The sequence below is a fragment of the Mycolicibacterium alvei genome (assembly GCF_010727325.1).
Lineage (GTDB): Bacteria > Actinomycetota > Actinomycetes > Mycobacteriales > Mycobacteriaceae > Mycobacterium > Mycobacterium alvei.
Genome location: NZ_AP022565.1, coordinates 231,690 through 254,719 on the forward strand (window position 1 = coordinate 231,690; position 23,030 = coordinate 254,719).

Annotated in this window: 23 protein-coding genes and 1 tRNA gene; 9 read left to right on the forward strand and 15 right to left on the reverse strand. The window is 67.1% G+C overall.

From position 1 onward, the window contains the following. Window positions 1–28 precede the first annotated feature (28 nt). Window positions 29–970, forward strand: a complete 942-nt coding sequence (locus G6N44_RS01040; RefSeq protein ID WP_163660346.1) for an alpha/beta hydrolase — start codon at window positions 29–31, stop codon at window positions 968–970. Here G6N44_RS01040 and G6N44_RS01045 read toward each other — a convergent pair. Further along, the gene (locus G6N44_RS01045; RefSeq protein ID WP_163660348.1) at window positions 895–1,794 is read right to left on the reverse strand and encodes a diacylglycerol kinase; all 900 of its coding nucleotides are present in this window, start codon (window positions 1,792–1,794) and stop codon (window positions 895–897) included. The two genes, G6N44_RS01040 and G6N44_RS01045, sit on opposite strands and share 76 nt — an antisense overlap. Further along, window positions 1,791–3,371, reverse strand: a complete 1,581-nt coding sequence (locus G6N44_RS01050) for an FAD-binding oxidoreductase (RefSeq protein WP_163669453.1) — start codon at window positions 3,369–3,371, stop codon at window positions 1,791–1,793. Before G6N44_RS01050 ends, G6N44_RS01045 begins: the two co-directional genes overlap by 4 nt. 50 nt (window positions 3,372–3,421) lie before the next feature. On the opposite strand from G6N44_RS01050, the gene G6N44_RS01055 reads away from it, so the two are divergent. Then, entirely contained in the window at window positions 3,422–4,009 is a 588-nt protein-coding gene (locus tag G6N44_RS01055; protein ID WP_163660350.1) for a TetR/AcrR family transcriptional regulator, read from the forward strand. After that, window positions 4,006–5,553: a glycerol-3-phosphate dehydrogenase/oxidase gene (locus G6N44_RS01060; RefSeq protein ID WP_163660352.1), complete on the forward strand. Its 1,548-nt coding sequence runs from the start codon at window positions 4,006–4,008 to the stop codon at window positions 5,551–5,553. Before G6N44_RS01055 ends, G6N44_RS01060 begins: the two co-directional genes overlap by 4 nt. Window positions 5,554–5,604: 51 nt before the next feature. Here the strand turns inward: G6N44_RS01060 and G6N44_RS01065 are convergent, their stop codons facing one another. Continuing rightward, window positions 5,605–6,483 carry a LysR family transcriptional regulator gene (locus tag G6N44_RS01065; protein ID WP_163660354.1) on the reverse strand — a complete coding sequence of 293 codons (879 nt, stop codon included), beginning with the start codon at window positions 6,481–6,483 and terminating at the stop codon, window positions 5,605–5,607. An 87-nt stretch (window positions 6,484–6,570) separates the two neighbouring features. Here G6N44_RS01065 and G6N44_RS01070 point away from each other — a divergent pair, with 87 nt between their 5' ends. Continuing rightward, window positions 6,571–7,320 carry an SDR family oxidoreductase gene (locus G6N44_RS01070; RefSeq protein WP_163660356.1) on the forward strand — a complete coding sequence of 250 codons (750 nt, stop codon included), beginning with the start codon at window positions 6,571–6,573 and terminating at the stop codon, window positions 7,318–7,320. Between the two features lie 87 nt (window positions 7,321–7,407). Here the strand turns inward: G6N44_RS01070 and G6N44_RS01075 are convergent, their stop codons facing one another. The 7 genes from G6N44_RS01075 to aceE all read right to left on the reverse strand — a co-directional run bounded on the left by G6N44_RS01075 (window position 7,408) and on the right by aceE (window position 17,085). After that, window positions 7,408–8,829 carry an acyl-CoA carboxylase subunit beta gene (locus G6N44_RS01075; protein ID WP_163660358.1) on the reverse strand — a complete coding sequence of 474 codons (1,422 nt, stop codon included), beginning with the start codon at window positions 8,827–8,829 and terminating at the stop codon, window positions 7,408–7,410. Window positions 8,830–8,859: 30 nt separating this feature from the next. After that, the gene (gene kasB, locus G6N44_RS01080; protein ID WP_163660360.1) at window positions 8,860–10,113 is read right to left on the reverse strand and encodes a 3-oxoacyl-ACP synthase KasB; all 1,254 of its coding nucleotides are present in this window, start codon (window positions 10,111–10,113) and stop codon (window positions 8,860–8,862) included. A gap of 76 nt (window positions 10,114–10,189) precedes the next feature. Next, window positions 10,190–11,440 (reverse strand): 3-oxoacyl-ACP synthase KasA, encoded by a 1,251-nt coding sequence (gene kasA, locus G6N44_RS01085; protein WP_163660362.1) that lies wholly within the window; start codon window positions 11,438–11,440, stop codon window positions 10,190–10,192. After that, a complete protein-coding gene (gene acpM, locus G6N44_RS01090) occupies window positions 11,437–11,733 on the reverse strand; it encodes a meromycolate extension acyl carrier protein AcpM (protein WP_163660364.1) in 297 nt (98 codons plus the stop codon). The genes kasA and acpM overlap by 4 nt, the downstream gene beginning before the upstream one ends. Before the next feature lie 92 nt (window positions 11,734–11,825). Next, a complete protein-coding gene (locus G6N44_RS01095; RefSeq protein ID WP_163669454.1) occupies window positions 11,826–12,746 on the reverse strand; it encodes an ACP S-malonyltransferase in 921 nt (306 codons plus the stop codon). Window positions 12,747–12,918: 172 nt separating this feature from the next. Then, window positions 12,919–14,202, reverse strand: coding sequence for a PucR family transcriptional regulator (locus G6N44_RS01100; RefSeq protein ID WP_163660366.1), 1,284 nt, complete (start codon window positions 14,200–14,202; stop codon window positions 12,919–12,921). Window positions 14,203–14,295: 93 nt separating this feature from the next. Continuing rightward, the gene (gene aceE, locus G6N44_RS01105) at window positions 14,296–17,085 is read right to left on the reverse strand and encodes a pyruvate dehydrogenase (acetyl-transferring), homodimeric type (RefSeq protein WP_163660368.1); all 2,790 of its coding nucleotides are present in this window, start codon (window positions 17,083–17,085) and stop codon (window positions 14,296–14,298) included. Window positions 17,086–17,230: 145 nt separating this feature from the next. Here aceE and G6N44_RS01110 point away from each other — a divergent pair, with 145 nt between their 5' ends. The 4 genes from G6N44_RS01110 to G6N44_RS01125 all read left to right on the forward strand — a co-directional run bounded on the left by G6N44_RS01110 (window position 17,231) and on the right by G6N44_RS01125 (window position 18,939). Next, on the forward strand, window positions 17,231–17,803 hold the full coding sequence (locus G6N44_RS01110) for an Rv2240c family protein (protein WP_235682912.1): 573 nt from the start codon (window positions 17,231–17,233) through the stop codon (window positions 17,801–17,803). Between the two features lie 114 nt (window positions 17,804–17,917). Next, entirely contained in the window at window positions 17,918–18,352 is a 435-nt protein-coding gene (locus tag G6N44_RS01115) for a DUF3052 domain-containing protein (protein WP_163660370.1), read from the forward strand. Next, window positions 18,352–18,822, forward strand: a complete 471-nt coding sequence (locus tag G6N44_RS01120; protein WP_163660372.1) for a peroxiredoxin — start codon at window positions 18,352–18,354, stop codon at window positions 18,820–18,822. Before G6N44_RS01115 ends, G6N44_RS01120 begins: the two co-directional genes overlap by 1 nt. Window positions 18,823–18,864: 42 nt before the next feature. Continuing rightward, window positions 18,865–18,939: transfer RNA gene (locus G6N44_RS01125), tRNA-Val, on the forward strand. Window positions 18,940–18,952: 13 nt separating this feature from the next. On the opposite strand, the gene G6N44_RS01130 is transcribed toward G6N44_RS01125, so the two are convergent. The 3 genes from G6N44_RS01130 to G6N44_RS01140 form a co-directional block, all read right to left on the reverse strand. Next, a complete protein-coding gene (locus G6N44_RS01130; protein WP_163660374.1) occupies window positions 18,953–19,450 on the reverse strand; it encodes a hypothetical protein in 498 nt (165 codons plus the stop codon). A 63-nt stretch (window positions 19,451–19,513) separates the two neighbouring features. Continuing rightward, window positions 19,514–19,906 carry a VOC family protein gene (locus G6N44_RS01135; RefSeq protein ID WP_163660376.1) on the reverse strand — a complete coding sequence of 131 codons (393 nt, stop codon included), beginning with the start codon at window positions 19,904–19,906 and terminating at the stop codon, window positions 19,514–19,516. Between the two features lie 16 nt (window positions 19,907–19,922). Then, the gene (locus G6N44_RS01140; RefSeq protein WP_163660378.1) at window positions 19,923–20,750 is read right to left on the reverse strand and encodes an oxygenase MpaB family protein; all 828 of its coding nucleotides are present in this window, start codon (window positions 20,748–20,750) and stop codon (window positions 19,923–19,925) included. A gap of 36 nt (window positions 20,751–20,786) precedes the next feature. Between G6N44_RS01140 and G6N44_RS01145 the strand changes: the two genes are divergently transcribed. Further along, a complete protein-coding gene (locus tag G6N44_RS01145; protein ID WP_235682913.1) occupies window positions 20,787–21,773 on the forward strand; it encodes a cobalamin biosynthesis protein in 987 nt (328 codons plus the stop codon). Here G6N44_RS01145 and G6N44_RS01150 read toward each other — a convergent pair. Both G6N44_RS01150 and G6N44_RS01155 read right to left on the reverse strand, forming a co-directional pair. Beyond that, window positions 21,727–22,557, reverse strand: coding sequence for an SURF1 family cytochrome oxidase biogenesis protein (locus G6N44_RS01150; RefSeq protein WP_163660380.1), 831 nt, complete (start codon window positions 22,555–22,557; stop codon window positions 21,727–21,729). The genes G6N44_RS01145 and G6N44_RS01150 overlap by 47 nt on opposite strands. Beyond that, window positions 22,557–23,003 carry an arsenate reductase/protein-tyrosine-phosphatase family protein gene (locus G6N44_RS01155; protein ID WP_235683146.1) on the reverse strand — a complete coding sequence of 149 codons (447 nt, stop codon included), beginning with the start codon at window positions 23,001–23,003 and terminating at the stop codon, window positions 22,557–22,559. Before G6N44_RS01155 ends, G6N44_RS01150 begins: the two co-directional genes overlap by 1 nt. Window positions 23,004–23,030 lie beyond the last annotated feature (27 nt).

Genomic DNA, 23,030 nt, shown 5'->3' on the forward strand with positions numbered 1-23,030 from the left:
CATCGCTCGCCGAACCCTTCTCACGCAGGTGCGTAGATCGGTTGCCTACCAAGGAGATCGATCCGTCGAGGACCGCCTCACCACGATCGGTCGCCGCATCAACGCGCTCGCGCGGCTCCAGCGCCTCCGCCCTCGGCGGGGGCTGCAGATCAGCCGCATCACGCTCGGCCATGTCACGATCGAGACCATCCGAACCGCAGCGTCGGCTCAGCGCCCGCTCGCCGACGGCGCCATCCTCTACCTGCACGGCGGGGGGTTCTTTCTGGGCGGTTTCGACACCCACTCGCACGTCGTGGTCGAGCTTGCCCGTCGGACCCAGCTTCCCGTGGTGCACGTCGAGTACCGACAGCACCCCGATGTCACGGTCGACGAGTCCGTGACGGACTGCCTGCGTGCGTTCCGCTGGCTTTTGGACCAGGGTGCGGAGCCGGCCAAGACGATAATCGCCGGTGACTCGGCAGGTGGATTCCTGGCGTTCGCAACCGTTCTCGCCGCCGAGTCGCAGGGGTTGGGTGTGCCGGCCGGCGTGGTCGGCGTCAGCCCGTTGCTCGAACTCGACGGTGAACGCCGATCCGGCCATCCCAATTTCGCCGCGGATCGGATGGGGATCGGACTTGCCCTGCCGATGATCGTCGAATGCGTCGGTCCGCGAACATCGGACGGCAACGCCCTGTCGCCGGTCAACGGAGTGCTCACCGATTTTCCGCCGAGCCTGATCATCGCGGCAGAATCGGAGGCGCTGCGTTGCGATGCCGAACGCATGCATGAGGTGCTGACCGATGCGGGACGGGCCAGCACTCTCAAGGTCTGGCCCGGTCAGCTCCACGCGTTCCCGGCATTCCTGCCGTTTCTGCCGGAGAGCCGTGAGGCACGAGACTGCATGGTGGAGTTCATTCAGGACTGTTTGGGCACGAGCAAGCGCAGTGCCCCCGGTACGGCCGAGACCGACACCGGCAGCGGGGCCGCGTAATCCCCGTCGGCGTAGGCGTTGATGCCGGGACATTCGACGTGAATTGTCTTGGCGCGCTTGGTCGTCACCTCGTCGAGGTCAACGTGGGTGCCCTTGAAAACGGTCGGGAACAGCCGGATCAACCGGGTGCGGGACGCCGAGGAGATCATCGTGACGTCGAGCAGTCCGTCCGAATGGTCGGCGCCGGGGCAGATCAACATGCCGCCGCCGTAGCTGCGGGTGTTGCCGAACGCCGCCAGGGTGAGGTCGGTGCGGATCTCCGGGCCGTCGTCGAACGTGAGCCGGAACGGCAGCAGTCGTAGCTTCGAGATCTCGGCGACCATCGCGACGTTGTAGCGCATCCGGCCGTGCGGCCAGCGCATCCGGTTGGTCCGGTCGCTGACCAGGGAATCGAATCCCGCGGCCATCACGGTGCCGAACCACTTGACCGCACCCGACGTGTCGACGATGCGGCCGAGGTCGACGGTCTCGGTGTGACCGTCGACGACGATATCGGCGGCAGCCTCGGGATTGTCTGTCGGCAAACGGTATTCACGGGCATGATCGTTACCCGTCCCGGCCGGGACGATACCGAGGGGGACATCACCGTTGGCCAGCGCCTGTAGCGCCAGTGAGATCACCCCGTCGCCGCCGACCACCACGAGGGCGTCGGTGCCGCGGTCGAGAGCATCGTCGACCAGCCTGCGGGCGTGCGCGGCGTCGGTGCCGACGATCGCGCACACGTCGATGCCGCGCCGTTGCAGCTGCGCGACCGCCCGCTCGGCCGCATGCGGCGCGTTGCCGTGCCCCGACAACGGATTGGTCAGGACGGTAACCCGATTCACGGAATCAGCTTGCCCGGGTTGAGGATTCCGGCCGGATCGAGCGTGGCCTTGACGGCGCGCAGTACCTCGGCGCCGAGGTCGCCGATCTCCGCACTCATCCACGGGCGGTGGTCCGCACCGACGGCGTGGTGGTGGGTGATGGTGCCGCCATTGTGGACCATGGCTTCTGACGCGGCCTTCTTGGCGGCCTGCCATTGTTCGATCGGGTTGCCGCGCTGGGCGGCGACGACCGTGAAGTACAACGAGGCGCCGGTGGGGTACACATGCGAAATGTGGCACATCACCAGGGCCGCCGTGCCGGATTCGGTGAGCGCGGTGGTCAGGGCCTCGGTGACCGCAGCCTTCAGTGTGGCCAGGTTGGACCACGTGGTGGCGGTCTCCAGCGTCTCGCACAAGGCGCCCGCGGCCAGCAGCGAGTCGCGTAGGTACGGCGCGTTGAACCGGCCGTGTTCCCAGGCCCGGGCCGGACCCTCACCGAGCGAGGTACCGCCGTGGGCTTCCAGGACTCCGCGGGTCTCCGCGTGGCGGCTCTCGGTGTGCGCCGCAGTGCCCTCGAACAGGGTGACGGCCAGGCAGCCGCCGGTGATGGTCTGCTCGCCGATGCTGTCGGTGGTGGCCAGGTTCACCCCGGTCTCGGCCTCGTCGGACAGTCGGACCACCGTCGGACCGGTGCCGGTCTGGGTGATGGCCCGCAGCGCCTCCGCGCCGGTGGCGAAATCGGGGAAGGACCAGGCTTCGTAGCGCGTGGTCTCGGGCACCGGATGGACGCGAACCCGCACCCGGGTGATGACGCCGAACACCCCTTCGGAACCGAGGAGCAGTTGGCGTAGGTCCGGTCCGGCCGCCGAGGCCGGGGCCCGGCCGAGGTCCAGCGTCCCCGCCGGGGTCACGGCGCGCAGACCGCGGACCATGTCGTCGAATCGCCCGTAACCGGCTGAATCCTGACCCGAGGATCGGGTGGCGGCGAACCCGCCGATGGTGGCGAACTGGAAGCTCTGCGGGAAATGGCCGAGTGAGAAGCCCTGTGCGCCGAGTAACGCCTCGGCCTGCGGTCCGGTGAGGCCCGCGCCGAGTTCGGCCTCACCGGTCACCTTGTCGAGGCTGTGCAGCGCGTCGAGCCGGCGCAGATCGAGTGCGATGACCGTGGCGAAGTCACCGCGCAGCGGATCGAGGCCGCCCACCACGCTGGTCCCGCCGCCGAACGGGACGACCGCGATCCGGTGATCGGTGCAGTAGGTCAGGATCTCGGCTATCTCGTTCTCGCTGCCCGGGAGCAGCACTGCATCGGGCGCATCTTGAACGCCGGAACCGTTGCGGCGCAACAGGTCCAGCGTGGACTTACCGCCGGCGTGCAGTAGCCGGGAGGGGGCGTCGGTACCGAGGTGCGCGGCACCGACGATGGCGGCGAGTGCCTCCCGGTCAGCATCGGGCAGTGCGGACGGCCGCAGCTGCACCTGCTCGGGCTTCGGCTCTGCGGCCGGCGCGGCGTCGACGCCCAGAGCCTGCTGGAGAAGGGCCCGGATTCCGTCGGAGAGCGGTTTGGCTGCGTTCGGGTCGCCCCAGGCATTCCACTTCATCGGAGGCAGAAACTGATCGGCCGGCTGAGTCATGCGTTACAGTATTACACATGATGTCAATCAGTAACGAGAGATCGCTGAGCGACCAGATCTTGGATGCTGCCGCGAGCTGCGTGCTGGCCTTCGGCGTCGAGCGGGTGACCCTGGCGGAGATCGCCCGCCGGGCCGGGGTCAGCCGCCCTACCGTGTACCGGCGCTTCCCCGACACCCGGTCCATCCTGGCCGCGCTGCTCACCGCGCGGATCGTGCGTGTTCTGGACGAAACCGTGAACCATGGGCCGGGCCGGGCAGCCCTGGTGGATCGCATCGTCACCGTGGCCGCGCGGCTGCGTCACGACGAGGTGATCACGGCGGTACTGCACTCCGCACCCGACGTGGCGATGGTCTACATCGCCGAGCGGCTGGGCACCAGCCAGCAGATCCTGATCGACGGACTGGCCGGCGAGCTCAAGCTTGCTCAGGAAGTGAGCGCCGACAACGACCGGGTCCGGGCCGGTGATCCGCGCCAGCTGGCAACCATGTGCCTGCTGATCACCCAGTCGGCGATCCAGTCCGCCCAGATGGTCGAACCCATCCTCGACGCCGATGCCCTGGCGGTCGAACTCACCCACGCACTGAACGGATACCTCGCCTCGTGACCGGACCGACAGCACTCACCCGCACCAGGCGCAGCACCGAACTGGCCGCACTCGCCGACGGGCAACCGGTCGACGTCATCGTCATCGGCGGCGGGATCACCGGTGCGGGTATCGCGCTGGATGCCGCCACCCGGGGTCTGAGCGTGGCGCTGGTGGAGAAGCACGATCTGGCTTTCGGCACCAGCCGCTGGAGCTCCAAACTCGTGCACGGCGGGCTGCGCTACCTGGCCACCGGCAACATCGGGATCGCGCGCCGCAGTGCGATCGAACGTGGAATCCTGATGACCCGCAACGCACCCCATCTCGTCAAGGCCATGCCGCAACTGGTGCCGCTGTTGCCGTCGATGGGCCGGGGGTCACGGGCGTTGGTGCGGACCGGATTCGTGGCCGGCGACGGGCTGCGCAGGCTGGCCGGAACCAGCGCGTCGACCCTGCCGCGGTCGGGCCGGGTGGACGCGCGTCGCGCCGTCGAGCTGACGCCGACCGTGCGTACCGAGGGTCTCGACGGCGGCCTGCTGGCCTACGACGGCCAGCTCGTCGACGATGCCCGCCTGGTGGCGGCCGTCGCCCGCACCGCCGCGCAGCACGGGGCCCGCATCCTGACCCGGGTCTCCGCCAGTGACGCCGAGGCCACCTCGGTACGACTGACCGACGAACTGACCGGGGATTCCTTCGTCGCGACCGCGCGGGTGGTCATCAACGCCGCCGGGGTGTGGGCCGGCGATCTCGATCCGGCGCTCACCCTGCGGCCCAGTCGTGGAACGCATCTGGTCTTCGACGCCGCGGCATTCGGCAATCCCACCGCGGCCCTGACCATTCCGATACCGGGGGCGCTGAACCGCTTCGTCTTCGCGATGCCCGAACAGCTCGGCCGGGTCTACCTCGGGCTGACCGACGAGGATGCCCCGGGGCCCATTCCCGATGTGCCACAACCGACTCCGGGCGAGATCGACTTCCTGCTGGATACCGTCAACACCGCGCTGGCCACCGAGCTGACCACCTCAGACGTACGAGGGGCCTATGCCGGGCTGCGCCCACTGATCGACACCGGGGAGGGCAACACGGCCGACGTGTCCCGCGAGCATGCGGTGGTGGAGTCGGCGAGCGGGGTGGTCAGTGTCATCGGCGGGAAGCTGACCGAATACCGCTACATGGCCCAGGATGTGCTCGACCGGGCGCTGGCCCTGCGCGGACTCACGGCCGCAGGCTGCCGCACGGCCAACCTGCCGCTCGTCGGAGCCCCGGCCAATCCGGTGTCCACCCTGCGTTCCGAACATGTGCTGCCGTCCTCGCTGGTCGCCCGGTACGGAGCCGAGGCGCCCAACGTGATCGCCCGGGCGCGCTGTGCTCGGCCCACCGAACCGGTGGCCGAGGGAATCGACGTCATCCGTGCGGAATTCGAATATGCCGTCACCCACGAAGGCGCACTGTGTGCCGACGACATCCTCGACCGACGCACCCGCATCGGGCTGGTCAGCGGCGACCGGGACCTCGCGGCCGAGGCGGCTGCCGAGATGATCGCCGAATTCGGCGATCACGAGTAGGCCGGCACGCACGGTGTGACCGCTCGCGAAACGGTGCGGCCACCGGGTCGGCTAGACCTGCGACAACAGTGCGTCGCGCACCGCCGAACTGGTGTGGCGCTGCCACAGGGCCTGGGCTCCCACCAACAGCGGTGGTTCGAGTTCGGTGACCACCACTCGGCCGCCCATGGCCTCGCCCGCGGCAGTCGTGACGAACGTGACGGCGCCCGTCGTCAGCGGGGCGGCGACGGTAGCCGCCCCCTGCACCCGGCTGACGACGTAGTCGGGTTCGAAACCGGCACGCCGGCACGCCCCCATCAGGAAGTCGCTGTAGTAGGAAGCGGCCGGGGGAGCCCACAGTGCGATGCGCTCTCCGGCGAGTTCGCGAATGTCCACCACCGGCTGGGCGGCCAGTCGGTGCTCGCGGGGGACAGCCAACCGCACTCGGTCGTAACCCACGACGGCCGTGGCCAGTTCGTTGGTGGGGACGATTCCGCGGCGTAGGCCGAGGTGTACCTCGCCGCCGAGCACCGCAGCGGCGAGCTGATCGGGGTAGAGCTGACGGAAGGTGAAGGAGGTGTCGGGGAAAGCGACGATGGCCGGTTCGAGGCGGGCATAGGCTTCGCTGCCGCTGAGTGCCGGGGTGTGGCCGACGACAAAGACCTCAGCCGCGCCGCCGGCGGTCTGTGCCACCCGGTCGGCCACCGTATGCGCCGCTGCCAGCAGTGATCGGCCTTCGGTTAGAAGCAATTCACCGGCCGGAGTGAGTGTCAGACGACGCCCCTCGCGCTGGAACAGCGTCGCGTTGAGATCTTTCTCCAGTTGCTGCAGGGAGCTGCTTAGCGCCTGTTGGCTAATGTGCAGCACGGCGGCCGCCGCAGTGATGCTGCCGGACTCCGCGATGGCGATGAATTGACCCAAACGCCGTAGATCAGGGACTTTCTCGGGCACTCGGCAAGCCTAACCACAACCAAAGCTTGTGGAAACCTCGGTTGTTTGCGTTATCCATGTGTGGATCGCATAACTACGCTGTGACCTATGAGCAAACTGGAAGGTAAATCGGCAGTCGTTGCTGCCGGAGCGAAAAACCTTGGTGGACTGATCAGCGCGACGTTGGCTTCGAGGGGTGTCAACGTCGCGGTTCATTTCAACAGCGCCAGTAGTGAGGCGGACGCCGACAAGACGGTCGCGGCAGTGCGGGACGCAGGCGTCAAAGCCGTCAAAGTGCAAGGCGACCTCACTGTCCCGGCCAACGTCGAGCGGCTCTTCGACACGGCCGTCGACGCATTCGGCAGCGTCGACATCGCGATCAACACCGTCGGCAAGGTGTTGCGGAAGCCGTTCGTGGAAACGACTGAGGCCGAATATGACTCGATGTTCGACATCAATGCCAAGGCGGCCTACTTCTTCCTGCAGCAGGCGGGCAAGCGGCTCAATGACAACGGCTCGGTGGTCACCATCGTGACCGCGCTGCTGGCGGCCTACACCGACGGTTACTCGACCTACGCGGGCTCAAAGAGCCCCGTCGAACACTTCACCCGGGCCGCCTCCAAGGAGTTCGGAGTCCGCGGTATCAACGTCAACAACGTGGCACCCGGCCCGATGGACACGCCGTTCTTCTATCCGCAGGAGACCCCGGAACGGGTCGAGTTCCACAAGTCGCAGGCGATGGGCAACCGGTTGACCGAGATCACCGACATCGCCCCGCTGGTGGTGTTTCTCGCCGACGAGGGGCACTGGATCAACGGGCAGACCATTTTCGCCAACGGTGGCTATACCACTCGTTAGTACGGGCTCGGCAACGCCGAATGGCCAGTTATTGCACGGCTTTTCGCCTTTGATGTGCAATAACTGGCCATTCGCGCCAGCTGAGAGTTACAGCGGGATGTTCTTGTGGCGGCCGCGCCGGTGCGGGGCCTCGGCCAGCGCCTGCGTCAGCTTGCTGCGGGTGTGGGCCGGGTCGATCTTCTCGTCGACCACGCCGATCTCGATCGCGGAATCCACGCCGCCGGCAATCCGTTCATGCTCCAGCGCGAGTTCCTCATGCAATGCCTCGCGGTCTTCAGGAGCCGCCGCGGCCAACTTACGCTTGTGCAGGATGCCGACGGCGGCCTTGGCGCCCATCACGGCGACCTCGGCGTCCGGCCAGGCGAACACCTTGGTGGCGTTGAGCGAACGCGAGTTCATCGCGATGTAGGCGCCGCCGTAGATCTTGCGGGTCACCAGGGTCACGCGGGGGACCGAGGACTCACCGAAAGCGTGCAGCAGCTTGGCGCCGCGGCGGACCACGCCGCCCCATTCCTGGTCCACGCCGGGCAGGTAGCCCGGGACGTCGACCACGACCACCAGCGGGATGCCGAAGGCGTCGCACAGCCGCACGAAACGTGCTGCCTTCTCGGCGCTTTCGGAGTTCAGGCAGCCACCCAGGCGCAGCGGGTTGTTCGCGATCACGCCGACCGACCGGCCGGCCAGACGGCCCAGACCGACCACGATCGACGGGGCCCACTTGCCCTGGAACTCCTCGAAGGGCACACCCTCGTCGAGCAATGCCCCGATGATCGGGTGCACGTCGTAGGCGCGGCGGGCCGACTCGGGCATCAGCGCGGCCAGATCGGTGTCGCCGGCCTCGGCCTTGGCGCGATCGAAATGGCCCTGCTGGCTGAACAATCCGACCAGACGGCGGCCGCGCTCGTAGGCGTCGAGCTCGTCGTCGGCCACGATGTGGCACACACCCGACTTCTTGTGGTGGGCGTCGGGGCCGCCGAGCGACACCATGTCGACATCCTCACCGGTAACGCTGCGCACGACGTCCGGACCGGTGACGAACACCTTGCTGTCCGGGGCCATGACGATGACGTCGGTCAGGGCCGGCCCGTACGCGGCACCACCGGCAGCGAAGCCGACGACCACCGAGATCTGCGGGATGTAGCCCGAGGCCCGGATCATCGCCTCGAAGACCAGACCGACCGCATGCAGCGCCTTGACGCCCTCGGCCAGTCGCGCACCGCCCGAGTGCCAGATGCCCACGATCGGGCTCTGCTCTTCGATTGCGGTGTCGTAGGCGTTGACGATGTGGGCACAGCCCTCGATGCCCATGGCGCCGCCCATCACGGTGCCGTCGGTGCAGAACGCAATCGTACGAACACCGTTGACCGTGCCGGCCGCGGCCAGCAGACCGGATCGGTCCCGCTCGTGCAGCAGCTCGACGCTGCCGTCATCGAAGAAGGTCTGAAGACGCAGCAGTGGGTCGCGCGGGTCGAGCGATTCAGCAGCAGTTTCGGGGGCCATGATCGTCATAAAGTCTCCTTTGGTGGAAAGCGCTGGCTATCAGTACTTCCCGAAGGCGAGCGCGACGTTGTGCCCACCGAATCCGAACGAATTGTTGATGGCGTACTTGTAGTCGCCTTGTCGCGGCTCACCGGCAACCACGTCCAGATCGATCTCCGGATCGAGGTTGCGCAGGTTGAGCGTGGGTGGAATGACGCCGTCCCGCAGCGCCATCACCGTCAGGATGGACTCCACCGCGCCGACCGCGCCGACCGAGTGCCCGAGAGCGGACTTGGGTGCGTAGACGGCGGGCACGTGCCCGCGCATCGCGTTGTTGATCGCTTTGCCCTCGGCCACATCGCCGACGCTGGTGCCCGTGGCATGCGCGTTGATGTGATCGATGTCAGTGGGCTGCAGGCCCGCCAGTTCGATGGCGCGGGTCATGGCGTGACCAGCCTGCTCGCCGTTGGGGTCCGGCGCGACGATGTGGTAGCCGTCCGAGGTGACACTCGCACCCATCAGACGGCCCAAGATGTTGGCGCCGCGTGCCTTGGCGTGCTCCTCGGTCTCGATGACCATGAGGGCACCGCCCTCGCCGAACACGAAACCGTTGCGGTCCTTGTCGAACGGGCGGCACGCGCCCGCCGGATCATCGTTGGTGTTCGACAGCACGATGCGCATCTGCGCGAAGCCGGCGATCGGCACGGCCTCGATCTTCGTCTCGACGCCACCGCAGATCGCGATGTCGGCCTCGCCGAGCACGATCTGGCGCCAGGCGTTGGCGATGGCCTCGGAACCGGAGGCACAGGCCGAGATCGAGGTACACACCCCGGCCTTGGCCTTGCGATCCAGCCCGACCGCCGCGGCCGCACCGTTGGGCATGTACATCTGCACCACCAGTGGCGACACGGCGCGCAGGCCCTTGGTCCGCATGCCGTCGTAGGCGAACACGAGCTCCTCGGAGGAACCCATACCGGTGCCGATCGACACCATGAGCCGGCGGGTATCGACCTCCGGGGAGCCAGCGTTGGCCCAGACCCGGCGGCCGATCACCGTCGACATCTTCTGCAAATATGACAACCGGCGCAGTTCAACCCGCGTCAGCTCGTGATCGAAGTCCTCCAGGAGGTGGCCGCCGATACGAACCGGCAGGTCGTACTCCTCGACGAACGGATCGGTGAGTAACCGGATCCCGCTCTGGCCGTCGAGCAGCTTCTTCCAGGTGCTTTCAGCGTCGGTTGCCAGCGCCGTTGACATGGCTACGCCGGTGACAACCACATTGGGAAGACCGTTCCCAGTGGATAATCCCGCCATATTTGCTGTGTTCTTCCTTCCGTGCATTCCCTCGGTGTGTTACCGGCCGGGGTACCTATCGGGTTACCGCCGGAGGTCAGTACTTCCCGAAAGCCAGAGCCACATTGTGGCCACCGAACCCGAACGAGTTGTTGATGGCGTACTTGTAGTCGCCATAACGAGGCTCGCCCGCAACCACATCGAGATCGATCTCGGGATCCGGCGTCTCGTAGTTGAGGGTCGGGGGGATCACCCCGTCCCGCAATGCGAGCACCGTCAAAACCGACTCCAGCGCACCGACTGCACCGATCGAGTGACCCAGTGCCGACTTCGGTGCGTACACCGCGGCGTTCTGACATCCGGCGACCCGGATGGCGTTGGACTCGGCGGTGTCACCGATCGGGGTGGCAGTGCCGTGGGCATTGACGTGGTCGATGTCCTTGGCCTCCAGCCCTGCGGTTTCCAGCGCACGCTTCATCGCGGCACCGGCCCGCAGACCGTTGTCCGCCGGAGCCACCATGTGGAACGCATCCGAGGTGATACCGGCACCCATCACCCGGGCCAGCGGCTTGGCGCCACGGGCCAGAGCGTGCTCCTCGGTCTCGATGATCATCATCGCGCCCGCCTCGCCGAACACGAAGCCGTCGCGATCCTTGTCGAACGGCCTGGACGCACCGGCGGGATCGTCGTTGCGGGTCGACATGGCGCGCATCATCGAGAACGCCGCGATCGGCAGCGCCTCGATACCGCCCTCCACACCGCCGACAACGGCGAAGTCCGCGTCACCCATCACGATCTGACGCCAGCCGTGGGCAATGGCCTCAGACCCCGACGAACATGCCGACACGGGGGTGATGACCCCGGCACGGGCGCCGAGTTCAAGACCCGCGACGGCGGCTGCACCGTTGGGCATGATCATCTGGACGGCGAGCGGGCTGACCTTGCGGATGCCGCCCTCGTTCATCGCGTCGTAGGTCTCGACGATCTTCTCGCCGCCACCGAGTCCGGTGCCGATCACGACCGCGAAACGATCCGGATCGACCTCGGGTGCACCCGCGTTCTTCCATAGCCGGCGAGCCAGCACCAGGGACATGCGCTGCACGTAGGAATTGCGGCGCAGCTCGATGCGGGTCAGGTGACCGTCGATGTCGTCGACGAGGTGACCACCGATACGCACCGGAAGGTCCCACTTGGTGACGAAGTCGTCGGTCAACTCACGGATGCCGCTTTCTCCGGCCAGGAGGCCCTTCCACGTGCTCTCGATGTCAGCAGCGAGCGCCGTGGTGGCCTCCACGGCGGTCACCACGACGTTCGGGAAGCCTCCGTTAGCAGTGGAAGGTTTGGTCATTCCGAGCCAAACTTCTCGCGCAGGGCGGCGGCGGCCTCGGGGTTCTCTTCTTCGAGCTTCTGGATGTAGGAGACGACGTCACCGACGGTGCGCAGGCCGGCCAGATCCTCATCGGGGATCTTCACGCCGTACTTGTCCTCGGTCTGCACGGCGATCTCAACCATCGACAGCGAGTCGATGTCCAGGTCGTCGACGAACGACTTCTCCGGGGTCACCTCGGACGGCTCGATGCCGGTGACCTCTTCGATGATCTCGGCGAGACCGGAGATGATTTCTTCTTGGCTGGCGCCCATGGTGATTCCTTCTTGTTGTTGAGTGTGCCCTCCGGGTGTGGAGGACGATTCGGGACGTTCGGTTGTTACTGCTTATTCAGTTGTCGCTGGATTTACAGCTCGTCCAAACCATCCAGGTCTGCGGGGGCCTTGACCGCGCGTGTCGGTGTGCCCTTCAGTTCACGTTTGGCGATCCCGACCAGAGTTCCCGCCGGCGGGAACTCGACGATCCCGGCGCGCTCGGCGGTCTGGAAGCGGTCTCGCATGGTGGCGGAGCACAGATCCCAGCGCACCGGCTTGGTCAGCTGGGCTACCAGCTTCTCCATAGCATCGGCAGCCGAGGTGACCGGCCGGCCGTCTGCATTCGACAGGAGTGTCGCGGTCGGCTCAGAGGTTGTTACAGATGCTGCTGCGGCGGAGTACCCGTCCAGCGCGGACGCCATGTACCGGGTGTGGAACGCGCCTGCGGTGGCCAGCTGACGGACGCGGGCCTTGGCCGGCGGATCCTCGGCGAGCTTCTCCAGGGCCGAGATCGCACCGGCAGCCACGATCTGGCCGGCGGCGTTGCGGTTGGCGGGGATCAGGTCGAGACGAGCCAGGGCTTCCAATACTTCGGCCTCGTCGCCGCCGAGCACCGCGGACATGCCGGTCGGCTCGACCGCGCAGGCCTTGGCCATCTCGGCGCCACGGGTGGCGGCCAGCTTGACCGCATCGTCGGCGGAGATGACGCCGGCGATGGCGTAGGCGGCGATCTCACCGACGGAATGGCCCGCGACCAGCGTCTCGGCGGTCTCGGGCACGCCGCGTTTGGCCAGTTCCTCATAGGCCAGCAGCGTGGCGGCCACCACCAGCGGCTGAGTCACCGCGGTATCGGTGATCTCCTCGGCGGTCGCGGTGGTTCCCAGGCGCGCCAGATCCAGGCCGCTGATCTGCGACCACGTGGCGAGGCGGTCGGCCGCACCGGGCAGCTCCAGCCAAGGGGAGAGCATGCCGGGCGTCTGCGATCCCTGTCCGGGAGCGAGCAATGCGAGCACGGGTTGAGGCACGTCATTAAGAGAACACTGTGAAGACGGGTTTGTGGGGTGTAAGAGATTATGAACCTTGTCTTATGTTTTTGTAGGTTCTCCACAAAAGTGCACGTGATGCGACATTGCCTTCACCGGAGCGACATCCGTCACAGCGTCTCGATCGTCGATCGATCCCAGCTCAGGCGTGTTGTCTGGCCGAACGCGCCGGGCGAATCGCCGGTATCACGATCGTTCCCGCATCTGGCGTGTCCGGAAGGTATGCCTGTTTGCTTAGCCTGCTGGCTGTCGAGGCCACACGCAGCACATAAGCGTCCCGCGGCACGGCGGGATCGCGGCCGGTGAAGTCTCCGATCCGTTTCAGACGGTAGCGCACGGTGTTTGGATGAACGAACAATTTGCGCGCACAAGCTTCGATGGCGCCCCCGGAATCGAGGAAGGCGTCGAGGGTCTCGGTGAGTGCCGGGCCGGCATCGGCCAAAGGGCGCATGACCTCGCTCTCGAGTGCCGCGATGGCCGTCGCATCACCCATCAGGGCCCGTTCGGGCAGGAGTTCGCGCGCGGGCACCGGCCGGGGTGCGCCCGGCCAGCCGGCCACCGCGTTCATCCCGGAGATCGCCTCGGTGGCGCTGCGGTGCGCGACAGTCAGCGTCGGCGAGGTCGGCCCGACCACCACCGGGCCGTCGGCGAACACCGACAGCAGGTCGGCCAGGAAGCGGTCGGTTGCTGACAGCGGGCCCGACACGATCGTCACCAGCCACGTCCCGTGCACGTCGGACAGTGCCGCCCGGTCGTGGCGCTTCACGACGTCGTGAATGTCGTCGCGGGCCAGATCCAACCGGCCCGGACGTGGCAGGCCGACGATCACCGTGGCCGGGGCGGTGGCGTCCCAATTCAGTGCCGCCGCCTGGGACTGCAGTTCGGGCCCGGTGTCCCCGCGCACCACGGCATCCACGACGTTGGCCTCCATCCGCAGATCCCAGGCCCCGCGGGCCTCAGCCTGGTCGGCGTACGCGCTGGCCGCCGCGAACGCCAGGTCCCGGCTGTAGCGCAGGATGCCCGCGGTCAGGGCGTTGAGCTGCTCCTCGGACCGGGCCAGCAGCGGCACCACCTCTTCGAAGAACTCCATCGAGGTCCGGACCATCTCGACCGACTGGCGCAGGGCGATACGGCGGCGCAGGTCCTGCGGCACCACCTCGAAGGCCTGGGCGGTGTAGCTGACGTCGCTTTCCGGGTCCCGCATCCATTCGACGAAGTTGACCACGGCGGTCTGGACGACCAGTTGCACGCTGGCCCGCTGCGACGCGTCCAGGTCATTGAAGAAGTCCAGACGTTCGGCCATGGCGTGTACCGCCTCGGTGGCCAACCGGCCGGAGTACTGCTTCAACCGGCGCAGCGTCGAGTCGGGCACGGTCTCAAGGACCTCGACCGTGGATTTCGGCGGAATGAACCGCTTGTCGGGCATTCCTAAAAGCTACGCCACTTTTCTGGTGGATTCCTCCAAGCCGCCCGTCCGGCGGGCGGCCGCTTGGAGTGCGACCGCCCGTTCCGGACCTGGCTAGGCGCTGCCGGTGTCGACGTAGGACACCGCGGCGGCGAATACGTCGTCGATCTTGTATTGCTTGGCCGCCGCGATGGCCACCGACGGATCGATCTCGCCGTCACGCGCCAGCCCTTCCAGCGCCGCGACCACCACCGACTCGGCGTCGGTGTTGAAGAAACGCCGTGCCGCCGGCCGGGTGTCGGAGAAGCCGAAGCCGTCGGTACCGAGGGTGATGTAAGTACCCGGGACCCACTGCCGGATCTGCTCGGGCACCGCACGCATCCAGTCCGACACCGCGACCACCGGGCCGGCTGCATCGGCCAGGGAGCTGGTGACGTGCGGGGTGCGGGCGGGCTGATCCGGATGGCGCAGCCGGTGCCGCTCGATCTCCACGCCCTCGCGGTTGAGCTCGCCCCAGCTGGTCACCGACCACACGTCGGCCGCCACATCCCACTCTGCCGCCAGCATGTCCGCCGCCCGCAGCGCTTCGGGCATCGAGACGCCCGACGCCAGGATCTGGGCGGTGTTCGAGCGTGGTTCGGGTGCCCGGCGGTAGCGGTACATCCCGCGCAGCAGGGCCTCGGGGTCGAGGTTGGCCGGCTCTGCGGGCTGTACGTAGGGCTCGTTGTAGATGGTGATGTAGAAGAACACGTTCTCGGCGTGCTCGCCGTACATCCGCTGCAGACCGCTCTCGATGATGTGGGCGACCTCGTAGGCGAACGCCGGGTCGTAGGTCACCGCGGCCGGGTTGGTCGACGCCAGCAGCAGCGAATGGCCGTCGGCGTGCTGCAGGCCCTCGCCGGTCAGCGTGGTGCGACCGGCCGTCGCCCCGAGCACGAAGCCCTTGGCCATCTGATCGGCCGCCGCCCACAGGCCGTCGCCGGTGCGCTGGAACCCGAACATCGAATAGAAGATGTAGATCGGGATCATCGGCTCGTTGTGGGTCGAGTACGACGTGCCCACTGCGGTGAACGACGCGGTCGAACCCGCCTCGTTGATGCCCTCGTGCAGGATCTGGCCGATCTCGGATTCCTTGTAGGCCAGCATCAGTGCCGAGTCCACCGAGGTGTACAGCTGCCCGTTGCGGTTGTAGATCTTCAGGCTCGGGAACCACGAGTCCATGCCGAAGGTGCGAGCCTCGTCGGGGATGATCGGCACCAGACGCGGGCCGATGTTCTTGTCCCGCAACAGTTCCTTGAACGTGCGCACCGTGGCCATGGTGGTGGCCACGGACTGGTTGCCCGACCCCTTCTTCAGCGCCGAGTAGGCGTCGGCTGGGGGCAGCGTGAGCGGCGTGGTCTTGTTCCGACGGGCCGGGACGAACCCGCCCAGTGCGCGGCGCCGGTCCAGCAGGTACCGGATCTCCGGGGTTTCCGGTCCCGGGTGGTAGTACGGCGGCAGGTAGGGGTCCTGCTCGAGCTGCGCATCGGTGATGGGCACCCGGGTGACGTCGCGGAAATCCTTGAGGTCTTGCAGCGCAAGCTTTTTCATCTGGTGCGTGGCGTTGCGGCCCTCGAAGTGGCTGCCCAGGGTGTAGCCCTTGATGGTCTTGGCCAGGATGATCGTCGGTTGGCCCTTGTGCTCCATCGCGGCGCGGTAGGCGGCATACACCTTGCGGTAGTCGTGACCGCCGCGCTTGAGGTTCCAGATCTCCTGGTCGGTCATCGGCTGGACCAGGGCCTTGGTGCGCGGATCACGCCCGAAGAAGTGATCGCGCACGTAGGCGCCGTCGTTGGCCTTATAGGTCTGGTAGTCACCGTCAGGCGTCGTGTTCATCAAATTGACCAGTGCGCCGTCGCGATCGGCGTGCAGCAGGGCATCCCACTCGCGGCCCCAGACCACCTTGATGACGTTCCAGCCGGCGCCGCGGAAGAACGACTCCAGTTCTTGAATGATCTTGCCGTTGCCGCGTACCGGGCCGTCCAGGCGTTGCAGGTTGCAGTTCACCACGAAGGTCAGGTTGTCGAGCGCCTCGTTGGCCGCCACCTGGATCAGGCCGCGGCTCTCGGGCTCGTCCATCTCGCCGTCGCCCAGGAACGCCCACACATGCTGATCGGAGGTGTCCTTGATGCCGCGGTCGTGCAGATAGTGGTTGAACCGGGCCTGGTAGATGGCGTTCATCGGGCCCAGGCCCATCGACACCGTGGGGAATTCCCAGAAGTCGGGCATCAGGCGCGGGTGTGGGTAGGACGGCAGGCCGCCGCCGGGATGACTGTGCTCCTGACGGAAACCATCCAGTTGGTCGGTGGACAGGCGGCCTTCGAGGAACGCGCGGGCGTAGATGCCGGGGGAGGCGTGACCCTGGATGAAAACCTGGTCGCCACCGCCCGGGTGGGACTTGCCGCGGAAGAAGTGGTTGAACCCGACCTCGTACAGCGAGGCCGACGAGGCATACGTCGAAATGTGCCCGCCCACACCGACTCCCGGGCGCTGGGCGCGGTGCACCATGATGGCCGCGTTCCACCGGATCCAGGCGCGGTAGCGTCGCTCGACGTCCTCGTCGCCGGGGAACCAGGGCTCCAGGTCGGTCGGGATGGTGTTGACGTAGTCGGTCGACGTCAGCGCCGGAATCGCGACGCGTTTCTCGCGGGAGCGCTCGAGCAGGCGCAGCATCAGATACCGGGCTCGGGCTGGGCCGGATCGCTCCAGCAACTCGTCGAACGATTCCAGCCATTCCGCGGTCTCTTCGGTGTCGATATCGGGAAGGTAGGAGGCAACCCCCTCACGGATGACCCGTACCCGGTCGGGTTCGGCTGTGGTAGAGGAGTTTTGGGCCAGATCCTGGCGCACGAACTCGGTGGTCAACTTCCGCTCCTTGTTAGGCGGTAACAACTGACGGTGCTTGTGGCACCTCCTATCGTCCACCTATCTTGCCGCCTCCGGGCCGGTGGGGGTGGTGGTGCGTAAGTTACCCATCAGTTGCGTTGGGAACCGGTAACGTCTGCAGATCGTGCCGGTTGATGGGCAGTTTGGGGCAAAGGCGAGGATCGCCGCGTGCGCACTGGGCGGTGCGGCGATGATCGCGATGGTCGTGGTGGGTTGTACGTCCGTTACCGGCGGTACCGCGCAGGGTGATCCGTCAGCCGCCCCCGTGTACCGGGCATCGGTGAAGGCGTCGATCGAAGAGTCGTCGTTGAGCTCGGTGACCCGAGAATCCGAACGTCAGGCCTCACTGACCACGCGCGCCGTGCACACCGTGTGCGAGGACCTCAGCACCTCCGCCGTCGACGCGGTCAACGCCGTCAACGGCTACGTCGAGGCGGTCAACAACGGTGGCGACACCGCCGCCAAGGCCGGCCCCGCGATCGACGGCCTCAACCGCAGCGCCGATCTGGTCAGCTCCGGTCTGTCCGACGCGCTGTCTCCGGATCTTCACGCCGCCCTGACCGAATGGATCGACTCGGCGAGGGTCCTTGTCGCCGCCATTTCCGGCCATGTCGGCCCGGACGAATTCAATGCGGCATCGCAGCGCTCGAACACCGCTCGAGAGAACGCATTGACCAGATGCGACAAGGCTTACTGACCGGTGGATGGACAAACTCGCCTGCCGGACGTCCGCACTGATGCCTCGTCGTGCGACGATAGGGAAATACGAAGTCTTGAGAGAGGCTCCAGGACAGGTTAAGGAGGACCGACGGTGGTCGCGGCGGGGACGGACTCAGGCCCGAACTACGCCCACATACTGGGCATCCATAAGGATCAGATAGTCCAGGAACTGGGTTGGGACGAGGATAGCGACGACGACATCCGGGTCGACATCGAAGAAGCGTGTGGCTCAGAGCTGCTCGACGAAGATTCGGACGAGGTCGTCGACGTGGTTTTGCTCTGGTGGCGGGACGACGACGGGGATCTCGTCGATCGACTCATGGACGCCATCACTCCACTCGCCGAGGACGGCGTGATCTGGGTGGTGACTCCCAAAACCGGTAAACCCGGGCACGTGCAGCCCGCCGAGATCGCCGAATCGGCGCCGACGGCCGGGTTGATGCAGACTTCGTCGGCCAAGTTGGGGGACTGGACGGCGAGTCGCCTGGTGCAGCCGAAATCGAAGGCCGCGGGAAAGCGGGGATAGTGCTCGCTGTCGGTGCCCCGGCGCCCGATTTCACGCTCCAGGACCAGAACGGCCGACCGGTCACACTCAGCGCGTACCGCGGTGCCAAGGATGTGCTGCTGGTGTTCTTTCCGTTGGCATTCACCGGTGTATGCGAAGGTGAGCTCGGCGAGATCCGCGACAAGCTGCCGCAGTACGAGAACGACGACACCGCGACCCTGGCCATCTCGGTCGGCCCGCCTCCGACGCACAAGATCTGGTCCGTCGAAAGTGGATTTCTGTTCCCGGTGCTCTCGGATTTCTGGCCGCACGGCGCGGTCAGCCAGGCCTACGGCGTGTTCAACGACGACGCCGGGTATCCCAACCGTGGCACATTCGTCGTCGACAAGGCCGGCAAGATCCGCTTCGCCGAGATGATGGAACCCGGTCAGGCGCGAGATCAGGCGGTGTGGCGGGAGGCGCTGGCGGTTTTGCAGTCCGAGCAGGCCTGAATTTCCGGTCACGCCCTTGCGGCGTGTACCGTGCCTGCGACGGGGCGCGTAGCTCAGTGGTAGAGCTCTGGTTTTACACACCAGCGGTCGGCGGTTCGATACCGTCCGCGCCCACCATCAAATCCCGGTCCTAGGACCACACAGCCGTTGCGCGCCGCAGTGCGAGCCGGCGGCCGAGCATGACGGTTTCTCCCCAACATGACGGGCTCTGCTCGGAGAACTTGAGGTTGACGAATCCGGTGAGGTCGGCCCTGATGACGTACTTCAACGGAACCGGGCCGGTCTTGGATCCGTCGGCCGGGCAGCGCACACCGGGATTGAGGTGCTCACCGACCCACGCACCCTTGTGCCGGTCAGCGGCGGGGTCCCATTGCAGGTCCATCTGCCACGTGCCCTCCGATTCGGGCGAGACCACGCGCAGGCACCGGGGGCCGCAATCGGACAGCGTCCAGTTGTAGGGTTCCGGCGCGCGGTCACCCGACGTCTCGGTGACGGTGTAGACGCCCGGTCGCGGCAGCGGCGGGGCCGGCAACGCCGGGGCAGCGGCCGGCGGGCCGGATGACTGCAGGCCGCCGAGCGCGAATCCGATTGCCAGCGACACGGCAACCAGGACAATGGCGTCTTTCAAAGGGGACCTCCGCGTCGGATCATATCCGCGCGTGTCGGCGATACCCTGCGATACCACTCGAGTTCAGGCCCCGGCGAAGAACTCCAGGGCGATGCCGTCGGGATCGCGGAAGCTGAGCCCCGACCCGTACGGCGCATCGACGATCCCGCCGTGGGCGATACCCAGACTGTCGAGCCGGTCCACCCAGGTCTGGAGTTCCGTACGCGACGCGCAACCGAAGCCGACGTGATCCAGGCCCACCCGGAACTCGCTGAAACCGTCAGCGGGAGCAGGGGTCTGATGTTGGTGGATGCCGAACAGCGTGCCGCCGTCCAGCAGCCACACCAGGTGACGGAAGCCGGCGTCGGTGTCCTCGTCGAGCACCGGATCGGCGCCGAACAACCTGCGGTACCACGGGCCGCTGACCGCCAGATCGCGGACGGTGACCGCCACATGAGCGAGCGCCGGAAACGTCATTTTTCGCCCTCCTCAATCAGACCACTCGTTTGCCGAGACGGTCACGGATCCGCATGTCCCACAGATAGATCTGATAGCCCAACAGCCATACCTCGTGCGGGATCACGCGATCGGCGACCCGCAGGCCGGTCAACAGCCACTCGAAACGCCGCTGCTGATCGTCCGTCCAGCTCATCCGCATGTGGCTGCGGAACTCGGCGGGCAGGAACCCGGTGGTGGCGAACAGGTTGAACCGCCCGGCCGACAGGCGGATCGGCGCGGGCAGGAACGCCATAGCCGCGACCCCGTGCAGGTGCTCACGCACCGGTGGGTCGATCCGCAGATCCTGCAGCGACTGCTTCCAGTACGCGTCGAAGGCGTTGCGGTCCTCGGGCCACATCCCATCGCGCACTTGCAAGGTGGTGCCCAGCGTGCGGGCGTCGGCATAGACAGCGTCGGCGGATTCCTCGTCGAGCGGGCCGTAGAGGAACTCGTGCATGTCGACGTAGTAGCGGTACAGGCAGGCCGCCACCCACAGTTGCAGCCGGGGATCGAAGGCGTTGTAGGACACCGGGCTTGAGGCCCGTGAGCGGACCAACGCATGAACCTTGTCGATCTGGGTGCGCAGCAGCCTGCGGTCGGCGTCGGTGCCCATGGTGGCCGCGGCCAGATAGGTACCGGTGGTGCGGGCCCGCTTGAACGGATGCTGGTAGACATTGCCGCTGTCCACCGGGCTCTCCAGTACCCCGTAACCGACACCCGGGGACGCCAGTTGCATGATCACGTTGGCCGCGGGCAGCAGCGCCGCCGCCGGGTTGAGCAGATCGGTGACCCGTCGCGGGCGTCGTGGCGGACCCAGCCTCATGACGTCGAGTAGACCACCTTGTGAGACGCTGCCGGGGTGTTTGCGCCGAGAAGCCCGCGGGCGTGCCCGCCCATCTGGCACCGTCGGGCCGCCGGTATCGCCGTCGGGTTCGTGGCCGACCTGCTGTTGGGCGATCCACGCCGCGGGCATCCGGTGGCCGGGTTCGGCACGGGCGCAGCACGGTTGGAAAAGCTGATCTACGCCGACAACCGTAGGGCAGGTGTGCTGCACACCGGGCTGCTGCTCGGGGGCCTGACCGGGCTGGGCTGGGCGGCGGGACGGGGTGAGCGCATCTGGGTGACCGCGGTGGCCACCTATGTCGCACTCGGCGGAACCTCGCTCAATCGGGTGGGTGCCCAGATGTCGACGCGGCTGCAGAACGCCGACCTCGACGGTGCGCGTGCCCTGCTGCCCTCGTTGTGCGGGCGGGATCCGGCCGCGCTCGATGCTTCAGGCCTGACCCGGGCCACGGTGGAATCGCTGGCCGAGAACACATCTGACGCACAGGTGGCGCCGCTGCTGTGGGCGGCGATCGGCGGAGTGCCCGGGGTGCTGGTGTACCGGGGTGCCAACACGCTGGACGCGATGGTCGGGCACCGTTCGCCGCGGTACAACCACTTCGGTTGGGCGGCAGCCCGATTCGACGATGTACTGAACTACCTGCCGGCCCGGCTGACCGGGCTGCTGGCCGCGCTGTGCGCACCGGTGGTGGGTGGTTCACCCCGGGCGGCGCTGCGCGCGTGGCGACGGGACGCGGCCCGCCATCCCAGCCCCAACGCCGGGGTGGCCGAGGCGTCGTTCGCCGGCGCGCTGGGGGTGTGTCTGGGTGGCCCGACGCAGTATGCGCATCAGCTGGAGATCCGGCCCACTCTGGGCGACGGGCGCATGCCCGAGGTGGCCGATGTGGCCCGGGCGGTGCGGCTCTCGCGCGCGGTGCAGGTCTCGGCGGCGGCGGTGTCGGTGCTGCTCGTAGCGGTCAGCGGCGCTTGCCGTAGCGGTCGGCGATCTTCTCCTCGCCGGTGAGTTCGCGGGGCGGTTCCTTCGAGGCCGCCTCGGCCGCTGCCCGTTCGCGCCTGCGCTGCTGCAACTCGGCGTAGACGAAGTAGCCGAGACCGAGCGGGGCGATGATGCCGAATGCGATCCACTGGATGCCGTAGGACAGGAACGGTCCGGCGTCGAGGTGCGGTAGGGAGATCTCCCCGAGCCCGCCGGGCTGGTCGGCGACCAGTTGCAGATACGACCCGGTGAGCGGAACGCCCGTGAGCGAGGCGATCTGCCCGGTGTTGATCGAGTACACCTGCTGTGCGCCGTCGTCGCTGCGGAACGGCGCCTTGCCCGGGATGAGGCCTTCCTGGTCCCGCAGACGCGCGGTGATCGACACCTGACCGGTGGGTGCGGCCTCGAACTCCGGCACCTTGTTTCCGTCGATCGGTTCGATGAAGCCCCGATTGACCAGCACCACCGGCCCGCCGTCGACGGCGAACGGGGTGAGCACTTCGAACGCCGGCGCGCCGTCGACCACCCGCAGCCGGACCAGCACCTCCGCCTTGGGCAGGTAGTGCCCGGTGGCGGTCACCCGCTGCCACTGGGCATCGGGCGCGACCGAATCCTGCTGTGGCAGAAAGGTGGTCACCGGAACCGGGTCGGCCTGCAGTGAATGCGAGATCTGGTTGTTCTCCCGCGAAGTCGAGGTGTTCTTGCCCAGCTGCCACGGCGCCAGAACTGTGAAACACAGGTAGGCGAAAGCGACCACCACGATGAAGAACGCCACCCATTGCGGTCGTAGCAGGAAGGCCAGGCGTCGCATCAGACTGCCGTTCCCCGGATTCCCCGCTCGGCCAGCGTCGCGTCGATCCAGGCGTGCAGACCGGGCAGGGACGACTCGATCACGGAGAACACATCCTCGAAATCCGTTTTGCCGCCGTAGTACGGATCCTCCACGTCGAGAGCGTGTGCGCCCGATCGCGGGTCGAATGAGCGCAGCATCCGCAACCGGTCGGCCGTCACGCCCAGATCGGTGAGGATGCGTAGGTGATTGCGGCCCAGCGCGATCACCATGTCGGCGCCGAGATGGTCCTCGCAGACCTGGGCGGCGACGTGATCGCTGGGATAACCGCGCTCACCCAACACCAGACAGGCGCGGCTGTCGGCGCCGTCGCCGGCATGCCAGCCGCCGGTTCCGCCGCTGCTCACCCGGACCAGATCGGCCAGGCCGCGCTCGCCGATCTGATGGGCGAACATCTTCTCGGCCATCGGGGACCGGCAGATGTTGCCCGAGCA

Bases quoted from the DNA above. Each gene is read 5' to 3' on its own strand.
- G6N44_RS01050 (WP_163669453.1), bottom strand. From the start codon at position 3,371: ATGAAGTGGAATGCCTGGGGCGACCCGAACGCAGCCAAACCGCTCTCC.
- G6N44_RS01055 (WP_163660350.1), top strand. From the start codon at position 3,422: ATGATGTCAATCAGTAACGAGAGATCGCTGAGCGACCAGATCTTGGAT.
- G6N44_RS01070 (WP_163660356.1), top strand. From the start codon at position 6,571: ATGAGCAAACTGGAAGGTAAATCGGCAGTCGTTGCTGCCGGAGCGAAA.
- G6N44_RS01075 (WP_163660358.1), bottom strand. From the start codon at position 8,829: ATGACGATCATGGCCCCCGAAACTGCTGCTGAATCGCTCGACCCGCGC.
- kasB (WP_163660360.1), bottom strand. From the start codon at position 10,113: ATGGCGGGATTATCCACTGGGAACGGTCTTCCCAATGTGGTTGTCACC.
- kasA (WP_163660362.1), bottom strand. From the start codon at position 11,440: ATGACCAAACCTTCCACTGCTAACGGAGGCTTCCCGAACGTCGTGGTG.
- acpM (WP_163660364.1), bottom strand. From the start codon at position 11,733: ATGGGCGCCAGCCAAGAAGAAATCATCTCCGGTCTCGCCGAGATCATC.
- G6N44_RS01100 (WP_163660366.1), bottom strand. From the start codon at position 14,202: ATGCCCGACAAGCGGTTCATTCCGCCGAAATCCACGGTCGAGGTCCTT.
- G6N44_RS01135 (WP_163660376.1), bottom strand. From the start codon at position 19,906: ATGACGTTTCCGGCGCTCGCTCATGTGGCGGTCACCGTCCGCGATCTG.
- G6N44_RS01140 (WP_163660378.1), bottom strand. From the start codon at position 20,750: ATGAGGCTGGGTCCGCCACGACGCCCGCGACGGGTCACCGATCTGCTC.
- G6N44_RS01150 (WP_163660380.1), bottom strand. From the start codon at position 22,557: ATGCGACGCCTGGCCTTCCTGCTACGACCGCAATGGGTGGCGTTCTTC.
- G6N44_RS01155 (WP_235683146.1), bottom strand. From the start codon at position 23,003: ATGGCCGAGAAGATGTTCGCCCATCAGATCGGCGAGCGCGGCCTGGCC.